Annotated in this window: 13 protein-coding genes; 3 read left to right on the top strand and 10 right to left on the bottom strand. The window is 62.4% G+C overall.

Annotation, left to right across the window (positions count from 1 at the left end; all coding sequences use genetic code 11):
• Nucleotides 1–22: 22 nt before the first annotated feature.
• Entirely contained in the window at nt 23–412 is a 390-nt protein-coding gene (locus D1223_RS04880) for a YraN family protein (protein WP_119375319.1), read from the bottom strand.
• Complete coding sequence (gene rsmI / locus D1223_RS04875) at nt 405–1,331, bottom strand: 16S rRNA (cytidine(1402)-2'-O)-methyltransferase (protein ID WP_119376038.1); 927 nt, start codon at nt 1,329–1,331, stop codon at nt 405–407. Before rsmI ends, D1223_RS04880 begins: the two co-directional genes overlap by 8 nt.
• Here rsmI and D1223_RS04870 point away from each other — a divergent pair.
• On the top strand, nt 1,325–2,641 hold the full coding sequence (locus D1223_RS04870) for a penicillin-binding protein activator (protein ID WP_119375318.1): 1,317 nt from the start codon (nt 1,325–1,327) through the stop codon (nt 2,639–2,641). The two genes, rsmI and D1223_RS04870, sit on opposite strands and share 7 nt — an antisense overlap.
• A 3-nt stretch (nt 2,642–2,644) precedes the next feature.
• Here the strand turns inward: D1223_RS04870 and D1223_RS04865 are convergent, their stop codons facing one another.
• The gene (locus D1223_RS04865; protein WP_119375317.1) at nt 2,645–3,061 is read right to left on the bottom strand and encodes a YkvA family protein; all 417 of its coding nucleotides are present in this window, start codon (nt 3,059–3,061) and stop codon (nt 2,645–2,647) included.
• Between the two features lie 68 nt (nt 3,062–3,129).
• Between D1223_RS04865 and D1223_RS04860 the strand changes: the two genes are divergently transcribed.
• A complete protein-coding gene (locus tag D1223_RS04860; RefSeq protein ID WP_119375316.1) occupies nt 3,130–3,909 on the top strand; it encodes an SDR family NAD(P)-dependent oxidoreductase in 780 nt (259 codons plus the stop codon).
• A gap of 65 nt (nt 3,910–3,974) precedes the next feature.
• On the opposite strand, the gene D1223_RS04855 is transcribed toward D1223_RS04860, so the two are convergent.
• The 3 genes from D1223_RS04855 to D1223_RS04845 form a co-directional block, all read right to left on the bottom strand.
• A complete protein-coding gene (locus D1223_RS04855; RefSeq protein WP_119375315.1) occupies nt 3,975–4,520 on the bottom strand; it encodes a DUF4199 domain-containing protein in 546 nt (181 codons plus the stop codon).
• Between the two features lie 108 nt (nt 4,521–4,628).
• Nucleotides 4,629–5,087 carry a response regulator transcription factor gene (locus tag D1223_RS19200; protein ID WP_119375314.1) on the bottom strand — a complete coding sequence of 153 codons (459 nt, stop codon included), beginning with the start codon at nt 5,085–5,087 and terminating at the stop codon, nt 4,629–4,631.
• A 112-nt stretch (nt 5,088–5,199) separates the two neighbouring features.
• Nucleotides 5,200–5,721 carry a CC0125/CC1285 family lipoprotein gene (locus D1223_RS04845; RefSeq protein ID WP_119375313.1) on the bottom strand — a complete coding sequence of 174 codons (522 nt, stop codon included), beginning with the start codon at nt 5,719–5,721 and terminating at the stop codon, nt 5,200–5,202.
• A gap of 191 nt (nt 5,722–5,912) precedes the next feature.
• On the opposite strand from D1223_RS04845, the gene D1223_RS04840 reads away from it, so the two are divergent.
• A complete protein-coding gene (locus tag D1223_RS04840) occupies nt 5,913–7,439 on the top strand; it encodes a PQQ-dependent sugar dehydrogenase (protein WP_233353046.1) in 1,527 nt (508 codons plus the stop codon).
• A 58-nt stretch (nt 7,440–7,497) separates the two neighbouring features.
• Here the strand turns inward: D1223_RS04840 and D1223_RS04835 are convergent, their stop codons facing one another.
• The 4 genes from D1223_RS04835 to D1223_RS04820 all read right to left on the bottom strand — a co-directional run bounded on the left by D1223_RS04835 (nt 7,498) and on the right by D1223_RS04820 (nt 14,734).
• On the bottom strand, nt 7,498–8,934 hold the full coding sequence (locus D1223_RS04835) for an aldehyde dehydrogenase family protein (protein ID WP_119375311.1): 1,437 nt from the start codon (nt 8,932–8,934) through the stop codon (nt 7,498–7,500).
• A 129-nt stretch (nt 8,935–9,063) separates the two neighbouring features.
• Nucleotides 9,064–10,095, bottom strand: a complete 1,032-nt coding sequence (locus D1223_RS04830; RefSeq protein WP_119375310.1) for a phytase — start codon at nt 10,093–10,095, stop codon at nt 9,064–9,066.
• A 90-nt stretch (nt 10,096–10,185) separates the two neighbouring features.
• Nucleotides 10,186–13,056: a TonB-dependent receptor gene (locus D1223_RS04825; protein ID WP_119375309.1), complete on the bottom strand. Its 2,871-nt coding sequence runs from the start codon at nt 13,054–13,056 to the stop codon at nt 10,186–10,188.
• Nucleotides 13,057–13,222: 166 nt separating this feature from the next.
• Nucleotides 13,223–14,734: a helicase HerA-like domain-containing protein gene (locus tag D1223_RS04820; RefSeq protein WP_119375308.1), complete on the bottom strand. Its 1,512-nt coding sequence runs from the start codon at nt 14,732–14,734 to the stop codon at nt 13,223–13,225.
• Nucleotides 14,735–14,804: the final 70 nt, after the last annotated feature.

The raw sequence follows: 14,804 nt of genomic DNA, 5'->3' as shown, positions 1-14,804 counted from the left end.
ACCTTGTTCTGTTCCCAAGCCATTAAAACCGCGTTGAGGCAAAATCTGGGCGCCATCTGTCACGCAGGTGCAACGGTATTTTCAAGGGCAGGATGACCACCAGGTCGAAACGCCAGTCGAGCTGGGCGAGCTTCGGGCGGGCCGCCATCCAGCTTTCCGCCGCGCGGCTGATCCGCCGCCAGCTGGACGGTGTGACGGCTGTTTCGCCCTCCAGCCTCGTCTTGCGCGCCTTGACCTCGACAAAGGCCACCAGATTGCCGCGCCGGGCGATGAGGTCCACCTCGCCAACGGGCAAGCGTACCCGGCGGGCCAGAATGCGATAGCCCTTCAGCTGCAGCCAGAGCGCGGCGATCGCCTCCGATCGCCGTCCGCGCGATTCTGCAGCGACACGACGGGCCCGCTGGTCAGCCATCTGATTTCAGCGCCAGCGCCCGCTGGTAGGCGTCGCGCTTCGATATGCTGAAAGCGGCGGCAACGGCATTGGCCGCTTCCTTGACCGGGCTGTCTGCAAGGGCTTTGCGCAGGGCGGCGTCTATGTCGGCGGGGCTGGCGTCTTCTTCTGCTGGCGGGCCGGCAAGAATTACGATCTCGCCCTTGGGCGGACCGGCCTTCCTGTAGTGGGCCGCGAGATCGCCAAGCGTGCCGCGCCGGGTTTCCTCGAACAGCTTCGTCAGTTCGCGAGCCACTGCGGCGGGGCGGACAGCCCCCAAAATGTCTGCCATGTCCTCAAGGCAGCCCGCCAGCCTTGAGCCGCCCTCATAAAAGATCAGCGTGGCGGGCACCGGTTTCAGGGCTTCGAGCTCGCGTTTGCGCTGACCGGACTTCGCCGGGAGGAAGCCGCAGAACATGAACCGGTCACTCGGCAGGCCGGAGGTGACGAGACCGGCCAGCATAGCCGAGGCACCAGGAATGGGCACGATGCGGATGCCGGCTTCGGCAGCTTCATGCGCAAGCTTCCAGCCCGGATCCGACACCAGCGGCGTGCCGGCATCGGAGACAAGGGCGATACGCGCCCCCGCCTGCAGCTGCTTCAGGATACCGGGGCGCCGGTCTGCCCCATTATGGTCATGGTAGGCACTCAGTTTTGCGCGAATGCCATGCGCATCTAGAAGCTTGCGGGCGACCCGTGTGTCTTCGGCCAGCACTTCATCGGCCGACGATAGCGTGTCGAGCGCGCGAAGCGTGATATCGCGCAGATTGCCGATGGGCGTTGAGACAATGTAGAGACCCGGTTCGAGTTGCGGTTTGGTGTGTTGCTTGCCCCCCGCAGCAGCACTAGTCTCGGGCACCGAACGGCTCTCTGCCGGAATGGAAGGATCACTGGATGACATCTCGGGCACAATCGCGCTTTGGACGGCTCGCGCCAAGCCTTGTTTTCGCGGCATTCCTTGCCATGGCCGGATGTGCCACCGGTCCTGCCTCTCCGCCAGCGCCAATCTCCAGCGGCAAGCCGCGCGTCGATCCCGGCAAGAGCGGCCAGCAGGCCGGTCTCGAGGAGCCGACCAGCCTGCATGCCAACGGCATGGAAATCGACGCGAACGGCATGCCCGTGCCCATGGCCGGTGAGTTCACGCCGGAATTCCTCGAAGGCAAGGACCTGGTGCGCGCGGGCGTGCTGCTGCCTTTCTCGCATCCAAATTCAGGTGTGCGCGCGGAAGCCGAAGGCATGCTGGCGGGCATCGAGATGGCCCTGTTCGACCATGCCCCCGATTCCTTTGTCATCCTGCCGAAGGATACAGCCGGCTCGCGCAGCAAGACTGTTGAAGTGGCTGAACAGGCCAGGGCAGAAGGCGCCGAGTTCTTCCTTGGACCGCTTTTTGGCAGTTCAGTGGCCGCGCTCAATGAAGACCGTTTTCTTGCCGGCATGCCGATCATCGGCTTTTCGAACGACCGGGATGTCGCTGGCGGCAATACGTTCCTCGCCTCCATCAGTCCGGAAGAAGAGGTCGCGGCCCTGGTCGAATATGCCGTGAACAACGGTTTCCGCCAGTTTGCCTATTTCGGCCCGCAAAGCGCGCTCGGCATGCGGATCGAGACGGCGCTGCAATTCGAGGCCAGCCAGCAGGGCGGGATGGTTGTCGCATCCGGCTTCTATCCGGACGGCAGTGGTTCGCCGACCAGCGAAGCGGAATACCTCGCCACCTCGATCAACAACGCCTCCGAGTTTGGCGGCCCGGTTGCCGTTCTCATTCCAGAGCGCGGCACGCAACTTCGCAAGGTCGCCCCGCTGCTCGCCTATTACGACATGAACCGTGAGACCAAGCTGATGGGCTTGTCGGGCTGGAACGATCCGAGCGTCTGGCGCGAGCCATCGCTGAAAGACGCTTGGTTTGTCGCCCCGCCCAAGACGGATCTCGACGCGTTCGAGACGCGCTACCGCCGGATATACGGGCGCGCCCCCACCAGCCTTGCCGCGCAGGCCTATGATGCCGCGGCGCTAGCGATTTCCCTGTCGGCAGATGGGGAGCTCGAACGTGAAGAGCTGATGGCGGAAGATGGATTTGTTGGCCTGAACGGCCTCTTCCGTTTCGTCGCGGATGGCACGGCCGAGCGCAAGCTGTCGATCTACCAGATTTCCCCGACTGAAGGCGCCAGGCTGATCAAGCCGGGTGAGATGGCTTTCCAGCCGGATATCGGCTGAGCCTCAGGCCTCTTCGCTTTCGTCGTCCCGCACCGGATCGGGCAGGCCAAGCAGGCGGCGCGCCTGCACGCGGTGACGGTCGCGGATCTGCGTGCCGACAATGCTGAGCGCCGTCGCCAGAACCGTGGCATCGTCTGTAAAGCCGAGACCGGCGACAACGTCCGGCACCATGTCCGCCGGCATCACGAAATAGCCGAGCGCGGCAAACAGGACAGCCTTCGCCTTGCGCGGGGTGGCTGGGTCGATGGCGGCATACCACGCGGCCGCCAGGTCGTCGGCAAATGGAATACGCCCGGCAACGCGCAACAGCTTTGGAATCAGCCTGCGCTTTGTGCGTTTGCGCGACGGACCGATGTCCAGCGGCAGGTAGCGCGGCTGCGTCTCGCCATTCTCGATGACTATTTCCGTTGGGTTACGCATTGGCGGGCCTTTCCTTACCCGATAGATCGCTTGCCATCATACGATTGTTCCAAGGGAGATCCAACAGGATGAAACTCAGCTCAGATATCAGTGCCGTCATCACCGGCGGTGCATCCGGTCTTGGCGCTGCGACGGCCCGCCGCCTCGCCGCCGATGGCGTCAAGGTCGCGCTGTTCGACCTCAACGAAGAAAAAGGCGAAGCGCTGGCGAAAGAGCTGGGCGGCGTTTTCTGCAAGGTCAACGTAACGGACGAAGCCTCCGTTGATGCAGGCTTCGAGAAGTCGCGCGCGGCCATCGGCCAGGAACGCATTCTCGTCAACTGCGCCGGCACCGGCAACGCCATCAAGACCGCGTCGCGCAACAAGGAAACGGGCGAGATCACCCACTTCCCGCTCGACAAGTTCGACCTGATTATCCAGATCAACCTGGTCGGCACCTTCCGCTGCATTGCGAAGTCCGCTGCCGGCATGATGACGCTTGACCCGATCGACGGTGAGCGCGGTGCGATCGTCAACACGGCCTCGGTTGCCGCTGAAGACGGCCAGATCGGCCAGGCTGCCTATTCCGCCTCGAAGGGCGGCGTCGTCGGCATGACGCTTCCGATCGCGCGCGACCTGTCGCGGGAGCTGATCCGCGTCAACACGATCCTGCCGGGCATTTTCAACACGCCGCTGCTGCAGGGCGCTCCTGAGAATGTGAAGCAGGCGCTCGGTGCCCAGGTGCCGAACCCGGCCCGCCTCGGCAATCCGGAGGAATATGCCTCTCTCGCCCGCGAGATGATCACCAATGCCTACTTCAATGGTGAGGATGTCCGCCTCGACGGCGCGATCCGCATGGCGCCGCGCTAAGCGATCGACAAACAGGTGAAAGCCCGCTCCCTGACCGGAGCGGGCTTTTTTCTTTGGAGCCGGTCTCACACGGTGGGCCGGTGCGGCAGGAAGCTGCTGTTCCGTAGCAGAAGGGCCGAAACCAGCGACACAATGGCGCCGACGGGAAGCAATTCAGTCATCGTGATCGGAATGCGGTAGGCCGGATTGCGGTACATGTCGGCGAAGCCCTGCATCTTTTCCTCATAGGCGGCGAGCTCCTCGCCGGTCATGCCTTTCTCGCGTGCCGCCTGTATGGCGCCCTCGGTGTAGGTCCCCGCAAAATCGAGTCCGGTCGTCGCGAGCGTAAGTTCCCAGCCAAGTGCGTAGATGAGCGATGCGACGGCGCTGATGGCGATTCCCATCCCGAAAGCCGGAAGGAATTTGATGACGCCGCCCTGGGAAATGTCCCGCTGTCGTTTGACGGCAAAGAAGATGAGGCTCAGCGCGAGCAGCATCGATGCGTAGCCGTAGATATGGCCGCCTTCATGACCTTCGGCCATCGAGTCGCGCGCCATGTAGATGGCGACGAAGAGAAAGCCCCCTGTGATCAGGCCGGCGGCGAGCCCGGTGATCAGTATCCGTTTCAACATGTCTTGACCCCTTGTTCGTTGAAGAGGGGGCGAACTGGACAGGTTTTCGTCCGGCAGCCTATCGCCCGAAAGGGTGATTTTCGTGAAATCACCCGTTTTCCTGACAGCCTAGCGGACAAGACCGAGATCCCGCGCCTTCTGGACGGCCTGCGTGCGCCGACCGGCTTCCAGCTTCTCGTAAAGGCGCGCAACATGCGTCTTCACTGTGTTCGGCGACACACCAAGCTCGCGCGCAATCTCCTTGTTGCTCAGGCCTTGTGCGAGCAGGACAAGAACATCCCTTTCCCGGTCGCTGATGCCGAGCGCCGCCTGCGCCTTCGGATTGCCGTCGGCTGGCGGCTCCATTGAAGCTGTATTGCGAAACAGCTGGGCGCCAACCCAGACGCCGACGCCAAGGAACAGGGCGGCGAGGAGCGCGATGCGGATCTCGTCGGAATGCGTGCGCGCATATTGCTGGTATTCGATCCATTGCAGGATGAGTACGCCTGCCGCCAGCAACCCGCCATAAAGCAGGATGGCAGGCCAGGATACCGAAAGGCCCCGCCGTGCGCCCCGTCGCCGTTTCATGGCGCCGCCGCTGCTGGTTCTTTGCGTTCGTGTGCCCGCACGGCGATCATGAAAAAGCCTCCCCACCGGTCCGGTCAGGGAGGCTATCACTTTTGGGATTGAGGATGGAAGCCTAGCCGGTTTCGGGACGCTGGATGCGGCCGGACAGATTCATCAGCACGTCCTCGGCGTCGAAGAACTCTGGATCATCCGGCTTGGGGCCTTTCCCCATGATGATCTCAGCGGTCGCTTCGAAGCGCGTGACTTCGCGATAGTCGGTCGGCCGGTCCCAGGGATCATAGAAACCCCGGCCCCAATACGGGCCGTAATACCGGTAAGATGTATGGAAGTGAGGGTACCGCCCGCCGACCGGCACGAAGCTGGAATCGGTATCGGTGTCGCGGCGGACAACACGGAAATGGTCATACCCGTTTTGCGAGGTCAGCTCGGCTGCGCGGTACAGCAGGTAAGTTTCCACGGTCTGGCGGTCCGTCAGGCTGTTGCCGGCAAAGCTTACCAGCCACCGATTGGTTTCCACCTGCTGGTCGCTATAGCCGCGATCCGACGTGTTGGCCGCCTGATAGGGCGTCGCCGTCGCACAGGCACCCAGTGCCGCCAGGGCGGCGAGCGCAGGAATGAGATAGGTGTTCTTCATGGGACGCTCACTAAAGTGACTAGTGACAATTATATGGGGTGAAGCTGAACGTCAGACAACGATTCCCGCAGTGGTTTGTACGGCAGCGGGCCGCCCGGCCGCTTGCTGCGCGCGCATTAAATTTGCGTAAGCGGGAACGTTGAAGGCGTGAGGGGCCTATGTCTGGAGGGTAATAGCAATCGGAGACGGACATGAACGGTTCACGACTCCTGGCCCTCATGGGAGCGATCCCGCTTCTTGCCGCCTGCGGTGGAGGCGGTGGCAGCGATGGCGGCAGCGGGAACCGCGCTCCGGTTTTCAGTTCCCCGGCGCAAGTCACGATCGATGAAGGCGCCACGGGCGAAATCTATACTGTGTCTGTCAGCGACCCGGATGGCGACCCGGTCGAGGTGACTGTGTCCGCCCAGAACGATGCGGATATTTTCTATTATGAAGACAATTTCCGGAAGATTGTGCTGAACAGCCCGCTCGATTTCGAGATCCCCGCCGACGCCAACGCCGACAATGTCTATGAGGTGAGGTTCACCGCGCGCGATACGGCCAGCGGCCTCGAAACGCAGTTTGACCTCAGGATTACCGTCTCCGACGTGCCGGAAGATGGCGCGCTCACGCAGATCGGGTCCGGCTTCAGCCAGCCGCTTTTCGTGGCTCCCATACCAGGCACGCAGCTGCTCGCAGTCGTGGAAAAGGGCGGTGTAATCCGTGTTCTCGACCCGTCGGCCGGAACTGTCGACAGCGTGCCCATGCTGGACGTATCCAGCGACATCGCCACCGATGGCGAACGTGGCCTGCTGGGCCTGGCCTTCTCGCCGGATTTCGCGAATGACCGGCAGGTCTATGTGAACCTGACGAACAGTTCGGGCGCGACGGAAATCCGCCGCTATCAGATGTTCGCCGGCTCGGACACGCAGGCCGACCCCGCCACCGCCGACCTGATCTTCACGACACCGCAGCCGGCGTCCAACCACAATGCGGGCTGGATCGGCTTTTCCAATGACGGCCTGTTGTACATACCGCTCGGCGATGGCGGCGGCGCGGGCGATCCGGACGGAAATGCCCAGGATGTGAACGAGGTCCTCGGAAAGGTTCTGCGGGTTGATGTGTCCGGCGACGACTTTCCTGCAGATGATGCACGTGATTATGCGATCCCGGCTGGCAATCCCTTCGCGTCCGGGGGCGGGCGGCCGGAAATCTTCGCGACCGGCCTTCGCAACCCGTACCGGTGCAGCGTGGATCCGGTCACAGGTGACCTGTTTATTGGCGATGTCGGCCAGGGCGCCATTGAGGAAATCGACCGGCTCGCGCCGGATGCAGCAGGGACCAATTTCGGCTGGAACCTCCAGGAAGGCACACAGAGCTATGCCGGCGGGGCCGACAGCGTGGACTTTACCGACCCGGTTGCGGAGTATGGCCACGGCTCCGGGCCGTTGCAGGGCAACTCGGTCACGGGCGGCTATGTTTATCGCGGCGCGGTGGCCGCCGTGCAGGATCACTACGTCTTTGGTGACTTTGTCAGCGGCAATTACTGGTCCGTCCCGGTTGCAGACCTGCAGACGGGCTCGACCGTGCCGTCTTCGCAATTCCAGAGGCTGAACGATCTCTTTCCGGCCGATACGGGCACAGTGTCTAACATTTCAAGCTTCGGTCTCGACGCGGACGGCAACCTGCTCATCGTCGATTATGGCGGCAGCCTCTACCGCCTCGATCCGATGCTGTAAAAAAAGCCCGCAGCGCAATGGCTGCGGGCTTTTCCATGGTTATCGCTCAGCTGACTGATCAGGCCGGCGAGTGACCGAGCACGGCTTTCACTTCAAGGAATTCCTCAAAGCCGTAGTCGCCCCATTCGCGGCCGATGCCGGACTGCTTGTAGCCGCCGAAGGCGCCGTTCGCGAAGTCCGGGCCGGCACCATTGAGGTGGACGTTGCCTGCGCGGATCTGGTTGGCGACCTTGCGGGCATGGTCGAGATCGGAGGACTGCACGTAGCCCGACAGGCCATAGACCGTGTCATTGGCGATGCGGATCGCGTCTTCCTCGGTGTCATAAGGCAGGATGCAGAGCACGGGGCCGAAGATTTCCTCGCGCGCAATCGTCATGTCATTGGTGACGTTTGCGAACACGGTCGGCTTGGCAAAGTAGCCCTTGTTGAAGCCTTCGGGACGGCCGAGACCACCGGTGACCAGGGTCGCGCCTTCGTCGATGCCCTTCTGGATCAGGTCCTGGACCTTGTTCCACTGATTGGCGTTCGAGATCGGACCCATGGCGCCTTTCGGGGCGTCGGCGCCGGCGCCGATCTTGACCTGCTCGGCCGTGGCCTTGGCAATCGCCATGGCCTCGTCCTGCTTGTCGCGCTGGACGAGCATGCGGGACGGCGCATTACAGGACTGGCCGGTATTGGTCATCATCTGCATCACGCCGCCGGCAACCGCCTGGTTGAGGTCGGCGTCCGGCAGGACGATGTTCGGCGACTTGCCGCCCAGCTCGAGTGCGACACGCTTCACGGTCGGTGCCGCGGCCTGCTGGACGAGAACGCCCGCGCGGGTCGATCCGGTGAAGCTCATCATGTCGACGCCGGGGTGTTGCGACAGATAGGCGCCAACGCCTGGGCCATCGCCATTGACGAGGTTGAACACGCCCGGCGGCACACCGGCCTCGTGGAAGATTTCAGCCACGATCATCGCATCCAGCGGAGCGATCTCGGATGGCTTCAGCACCATGGTGCAGCCTGTCGCAATCGCCGGGGCGACCTTGCAGGCGATCTGGTTCTGCGGCCAGTTCCACGGCGTGATGAAGCCGCAGACGCCAATTGGTTCCTTGCGGATCAGGGTCGAGCCGCGCTGCTCCTCGAATTCGTATTCGCGCAGGATCTTGGCGGCCGTCATGTAGTGACCCATGCCGGCAGGGACCTGAGCGGCATTGGCGAGCCACATCGGCGCACCCATTTCGTCGGAGATGGCTTTCGCCATGTCGCCGGCGCGGGCCTGGATTCCGGCGGCGATCTTTTCCAGCAGTTCTGCGCGGAACTCGACAGAAGTCTGCGAGAAGGACGGGAAGGCGTCCTGCGCAGCTTTGACCGCCTTGTCGACATCGGCCTTGGAGCCGAGCGAAATGCGCGCGAACGGTTCTTCCGTCGCCGGGTTCTCGACGTCCAGCGTGCGTGGCTCGACCGGGTCGACCCACTCGCCATTGATATAGAATTTCAGATAGTCCTGCATGTCGATCCTCCGGTAGGTCTTAGTTTTTGCTGTCCAGTATCTAAGCGGCACAGACGGCAATTGAAAGCCATGTCGCCCCGTCACCTCGCGTGAAATTGAGGTAACAGGGCTCGCGGGTGAAAGACGGGCCTATTCCGCCAGGTCCAGGGCGGCCTCGATAGCGGCCCAGTCGACCACCTTGAAGTTCTGGTCAACCTCGGTGACCGGATTGGCATCGTCCTGCACGATCAGCACGCCGCGCGGAAAGCCGGGCAGGGCGGCCGACGAGGCGTCGAGGCCATCGGTATGGCTGACGGCATCGACACTGCCATCTGTGCTTGCTGCGATGCTGAAAACGCCGCGCGGGGCATGCGGGACGGCGCGGTCATAGACGACATAGCGGTCGGCGGCCTGGGCCGAGGCGACGAGATAGCCTGCACCGTCCGGGCCAGCCCAGAGCGACAGGCCTTCGACGTCTGCGACAAGACCATTGGCCGCAGCAATCGTGTCGACAATCTCAGGCGCGCTTTCACTATCCGCGAGGTCCAGTTTCCAGATGCCGTGCTCTTCCTCGCCGATGAAGATCGTTCCGGCCTCATCGTCGACGACGCAGCCTTCCAGCTGAAGCTGGCCGTACTGGCCAACCTGGACTTCGCGTTGCAGGCTGAAGCCGGCATTGTCGGCGACCCATACCTGGATGGAACCGTCCTTGTAGGTCGGGATGATATACATGGCGCCACCGACGAGGCCCATGCAGATGCCATACGGCTCTTCCTTGCCGGTCGGGAAATCACCTTCATGGGTCACGGCCAGACTGTCAGCATCGATGGTGAAGAGGCTGATTGCATTGAACTCGTCATTCGAGGCGGCGGCGAGGTCCTGACGGACATCGACATTGTTGACGCGGCCGACATCGAGGAACTGCACTTCCTGGCCGGAGAGGTCGTAGACGTGAAGACCTTCATCCTTGTTGGTGCCGAGGATCAGGCTTTTCGAGGCATCCGCGGGGTGGACCCAGAGCGCCGGGTCATCGGCGCGGTCGCCGCGGCCGGTCATTGGATCGGTCTCGAAGGCGGCCGGGACCGGTGTGGCGGCAATGCCGTCATCGACCCAGACGTTGTCGGTTTCGCAAGCGGTCAGGGCGAGCGCCGCGCTGGCGAGCATCAGGAGGCGGAAGGTCATGTGGGTATCCTGCTTGGTCGTATTCGTTATGCGGCGGGCCGGAAACGCCAAGAGCGCCCCGGCCCGCCTTTGTCAGCCTTATGCCAACGATTAGTAGGTCAGGCGAGCGCCGAAGACGACGGTCGTGCCGAACTCGTCATATTGCGACAGGCGCCGCTCGCTGCCGAAATAGTAGTATTCCGGCTCGTCGGTGAGGTTCTTGCCTTCCAGGTAAAGCTGGATGTTGTCGTTGACCCTGTATTTGGCCGACGCTTCGACCAGCAACCGGTCATCGGTGTAACGGTCGAGATCCTCTTCCGTCAGCTCGTCGATATAGTCGCCGCGATAGTTGGCCGAGACACGAAGGTCCCACGGGCCCTTGTCATAGCCAATGGCGAGGTTCCAGACCGTATCGGACTGCTTCAGGAACGGAACGTCGCGGCCGTCGGGAAGCGTGCTTTCGCTGTCGGTCAGGGTCAGGTTGGCCGAAACCAGGAAGCCGTCGAGCATCGGGTTCAGGTCCGCAAGGCTCTGAACATAGTTGAACTCGATGCCATACAGGTCGCTGGAGCCGACATTGATGAAGCTGGTCACTTCCTCGACATCGGCAAGCTGGTCGGCCGTCAGATAGCTGAGGTCTACCGGTACGGTGGGCAGGAATTCGCTGAGCGCAACGAGGTCGCCGTTTACGTCTTCTTCCCGCTCGAAAGTCGCCTCGTAGATGGCGTTCTCGATCGTCTTGTAGAACACGCCGACAGACAGCACGGACAGTTCCGTCGGATAGTATTCCAGGCTGAGGTCGAAATTGTCGGCTTCATAGGGATCGAGGTTCGGGTTGCCGAGTTCGAGTTCGTCGCGGTCGTCATTGAACACGGTGAACGGTGCCATCTCGCCGAAGGACGGGCGGACGACGGCGGCATAATAGGCGCCGCGCGCGATCAGCTTGTCGTTGAAGGCGTATTTGGCGTTAATCGACGGCAGCCAGTGGGTGTAGTCATTGGAGACATTCCGCTTCTGCAGATTGGCGGGATCGTCCTCTTCGGCGAAGATGTTGCCGGTCAGGTCGGTCTGGGTGTCTTCCATGCGCACGCCAGCGATCAGCGTCAGATTGCCAAGGTCGAACGTCCCCATGGCGTAGGCCGCCAGGATCTGCTCGTCGATGGTGAAGTCTTCCGCCAGGCTGTCGAAATTGGTGTCATCCTCGTTTAGTTCGAAGTCCGGACCCGCGCCATTGCGGAGCGCTGCGGTCAGGTTCGGGTCAGGCCAGGCCGGCATCGGGTTGGGCAGGCGCCAGCCGGAGATGAAGCTCGCGCCGACGTATGGCGACAGGCCAAGGTCGATATCGGCGGTCTCATGGAAGATGACATTGGCGTCGCGGGTCTTTTCGCGGTCGCGCAGTTTGACACCGGCCTGCCAGGTCACCGGCGTATCGCCGATCAGGCTGTCACGTGAGACGTCGAAGCGGGCCGAGATCTCGGTGTCTTCGTTCAGCGTCTTCTCTTCCTCGAAGGCGTCCATGATGTAGTTGGACGGATCGTAGATCAGGTCGAGAATGTCGCCGGAGAGTTTCGGCGTTTCCGGGGTCGAGAAATCGAACAGCAGGTTGGGATCGGTCAGGCCGGCGTCGGCGGCTGCGTCCTGGACATCCTCGAACCGGAAAGCGACGTCGTGATTGTCGCTGTCGTCTTCCTTGGCGTAGGCATAGGCGACTTCATAGTCGAAGCTCCACAGGTCCCAGTCGGTCTTGCCGCCGAGGGCATAGGTCTGGATCTGGCGGACTTCGCGGCGCTGGCGCACCTCGGCATCGATTTCATTGATCGGAACCGACTGGGTGGTCGAGCTCAGGGCTGAGCCGTCCGCGACGGCGCCATCGTCTTCGATATCGTCGAGATCCTTGAACTCGAACTTGTTGCGAACCTCGTCATCCTCGTAATTGTTGTAGAGGGTGCGCAGGTAGAGCTCGGTATTGTCTGTGACGCGCCAGTCGAAATTGGCGATAAAGCCGAGGCGCTCGCGGGTCAGGTCGTACCAGCGCTGTTCGTAGTCATCGTTCAGGAATGCCGAGCCATCATCCATGAAACCCCATTCGCCGGTTTCATTGTTGTGCGCTTCGACGGCGAGGTCCTGATAGTTCACCGACAGGGCTACGCCGAGCTTGTCGTTGAAGACGTCGGAATAGGTGAGGGTGCCCTTTGGCGAGACTTCCTCGGAGATCTCATTGTAGGCGCCTTCCAGCTTGGCGCGGATGAAGCGGCCGTCGCGGTCGAAGGCGGAGATGGTCTTCAGGTCGATGACGCCGCCGAGGCTGTCGGCATCGACATTCGGGGTCAGCGATTTCTGCACCGTGATGCCGTCCAGCAGATCAGACGGGACGCCATCGAGCAGGACGCCGCGGCGATCTTCAGGTGAGGGCGTGCGCACGCCGTTGATGGAAGCGGCGATCAGGTCGGTATTGATGCCGCGGATCGAGACATAGCGGCCTTCGCCCTGGTCGTTTTCGATCGACAGGCCGGGCACGCGGGCAAGCGAATCGGCGACCGTCGTGTCCGGGAAGTTGCCGAGGCCGTCTGAGTCGATGACATCGATAATGGCGTCAGAAGCCCGCTTCTGGTTGATGGCGCCGGCCTGCGCGGCCTTGGAGCCGACGACGAGGACGTTGTCGAGATAGCGGACATTGCTGCCGACGAGGAAGTCGACATCGATGTCGCCGTCGACCGTCACGTCCTGGGTGACCGTCGGCGCACCGATATAGGAAACTGAAACCGTGTATTCGCCGGCCGGAATGTTTGCGAAGCGGTAGTCGCCATAGCGGCCCGTGGTCGTGGACCGGTCGAGGCCCTCGATCCGCACGATGGCGCCCTCGAGCGGGGCTTCGCCGGACGCATCGGTGACGGTGCCCTGGACGATCTCCGCGGCTGCGATCTGGGCCAGGCCAGCGCTGATAAGGCCGGTTGTGATCAGTTTTCTATAGCGAAATTTCATGGAATTCACCCCTCATTAAGATCGAGAGGCGGCTATCAGCCTTGCGTAACGGTTCGGCGTCAGTTTGGTGTCAGCCAGGTAACGCTTTTTCTGAATTTTTGTGACGAGGCTTTTGCGTCACAGCATGGCTTCAGCTTCAAGTTATGCGCTGGCGCACATATCATCCTTAGCGGCGTTTCAGGCCGCCAAGGATGCCGCGCAGAACATACCGGGTAATGTCGCGGGCCAGCGTCCGCGTGGCCGTCTTGACGGCGGCCTCGGTCGGCGTCTGGCGCCTCGAGCGAGAGGATTTCGAGCGCGCCTTCTTCTTTTCCAGCGCCTTTTTCGCTTTTTCCTCTTCCTTGGCGAGGCGTTCGGCTTCTTCGGCCGCGGCCTCTTCCTTGGCGATCAGGATCTCATAGGCCGACTCCCGGTCGACCGCCTCGTCATAGCGGGCCGCCACGGGGCTTCGCGACATGATCTCCTTGCGCTCGGCAGGCGTGATCGGGCCGAGCCGCGAGGAAGGCGGGCGGATCAGCGTGCGCTGGACCACGCTCGGCGCGGCTTTCTCGTCCAGCGTCGAGACGAGCGCCTCGCCCGTGCCGAGCTGGGTGATGACCTCCTCGGTGTCGAAGGCCGGATTGGGCCGGAAACTCTCCGATGCGGCCTTCACGCCCTTGCGCTCGGTTGGGGTATAGGCGCGCAGCGCATGCTGGATGCGGTTGCCGAGCTGGGCGAGGACGCTGTCGGGCAGGTCGCGGGGGTTCTGTGTGACGAAGAATACGCCGACGCCCTTGGAGCGGATCAGGCGCACGACCTGCTCGATCTTGGAGAGCAGGGCCTTCGGGGCGTCCTTGAAGAGGAGGTGCGCCTCATCGAAGAAGAAGACCAGCTTCGGCTTGTCCGGGTCGCCCACTTCCGGCAGCCGCTCGAACAGTTCCGACAGCAGCCAGAGCAGGAAGGTCGAGTAGAGCTTCGGGGAATTGATCAGCTTGGTCGCGTCCATGATGTTGACCACGCCGCGCCCGTCGAGGCTGCAGCGCATCAGGTCCATCAGGTCGAGCGCCGGCTCGCCGAAGAACTGTTCAGCGCCGTCCCTTTCAAGCCCCAGCAGGCTGCGCTGGATGGCGCTGAGCGAGGCCGTCGCCACATTGCCATAGCGCAGAGAGACGTCGTCGCGGACCTCTTTCTGGCCAAGGTGAATGAGCAGTTTCTGCAGGTCCTTGAGGTCGAGCAGGAGAAGGCCTTCATCATCGGCATACTCGAAAGCGACGTTGAGCACGCCTTCCTGCGTGTCCGTCAGGTCCATCAGGCGGGCGAGCAGCGTCGGCCCCATTTCGGAGATCGTCGCTCGGACCGGATGGCCTTTCTCGCCAAACACGTCCCAGAAGACGGTTGGGACATCGTGATAGGAATAGTCCTCGAACCCGATCTTGCCAGCGCGCGACATGAAGGCGTCGTGAAGCTTGAAGCTTTCCGTCCCGCTCATGCAGAGGCCCGACAGGTCGCCCTTTACATCGGCGCAGAAGACCGGGACGCCTTCATTCGAGAAACCCTCGGCCAGGATCTGCAGCGTCACCGTCTTGCCGGTACCGGTTGCGCCAGCAATGATGCCGTGGCGGTTGGCGCGGTTGAGCAGCAGGCGCTGTGGCTCGTTCTGCTCTGCTCCGCCGCCGCCAATATAGATTGCCTCGCCCATCCGTGCGCTCCCTGACCAGTCTGGCTGTAGAAGCTAGACGTAATCGCACGGACGGGCAAAGCCCTGAATG

The sequence above is a fragment of the Henriciella mobilis genome, assembly GCF_003576285.1.
GTDB classification, from domain to species: Bacteria; Pseudomonadota; Alphaproteobacteria; order Caulobacterales; family Hyphomonadaceae; genus Henriciella; species Henriciella mobilis.
This window is presented reverse-complemented; position numbering and strand designations above follow the sequence as displayed.

Bases quoted from the DNA above. Each gene is read 5' to 3' on its own strand.
- D1223_RS04880 (WP_119375319.1), bottom strand. From the start codon at position 412: ATGGCTGACCAGCGGGCCCGTCGTGTCGCTGCAGAATCGCGCGGACGG.
- D1223_RS04870 (WP_119375318.1), top strand. From the start codon at position 1,325: ATGACATCTCGGGCACAATCGCGCTTTGGACGGCTCGCGCCAAGCCTT.
- rsmI (WP_119376038.1), bottom strand. From the start codon at position 1,331: ATGTCATCCAGTGATCCTTCCATTCCGGCAGAGAGCCGTTCGGTGCCC.
- D1223_RS04865 (WP_119375317.1), bottom strand. From the start codon at position 3,061: ATGCGTAACCCAACGGAAATAGTCATCGAGAATGGCGAGACGCAGCCG.
- D1223_RS04860 (WP_119375316.1), top strand. From the start codon at position 3,130: ATGAAACTCAGCTCAGATATCAGTGCCGTCATCACCGGCGGTGCATCC.
- D1223_RS04855 (WP_119375315.1), bottom strand. From the start codon at position 4,520: ATGTTGAAACGGATACTGATCACCGGGCTCGCCGCCGGCCTGATCACA.
- D1223_RS19200 (WP_119375314.1), bottom strand. From the start codon at position 5,087: ATGAAACGGCGACGGGGCGCACGGCGGGGCCTTTCGGTATCCTGGCCT.
- D1223_RS04845 (WP_119375313.1), bottom strand. From the start codon at position 5,721: ATGAAGAACACCTATCTCATTCCTGCGCTCGCCGCCCTGGCGGCACTG.
- D1223_RS04840 (WP_233353046.1), top strand. From the start codon at position 5,913: ATGAACGGTTCACGACTCCTGGCCCTCATGGGAGCGATCCCGCTTCTT.
- D1223_RS04835 (WP_119375311.1), bottom strand. From the start codon at position 8,934: ATGCAGGACTATCTGAAATTCTATATCAATGGCGAGTGGGTCGACCCG.
- D1223_RS04830 (WP_119375310.1), bottom strand. From the start codon at position 10,095: ATGACCTTCCGCCTCCTGATGCTCGCCAGCGCGGCGCTCGCCCTGACC.
- D1223_RS04825 (WP_119375309.1), bottom strand. From the start codon at position 13,056: ATGAAATTTCGCTATAGAAAACTGATCACAACCGGCCTTATCAGCGCT.
- D1223_RS04820 (WP_119375308.1), bottom strand. From the start codon at position 14,734: ATGGGCGAGGCAATCTATATTGGCGGCGGCGGAGCAGAGCAGAACGAG.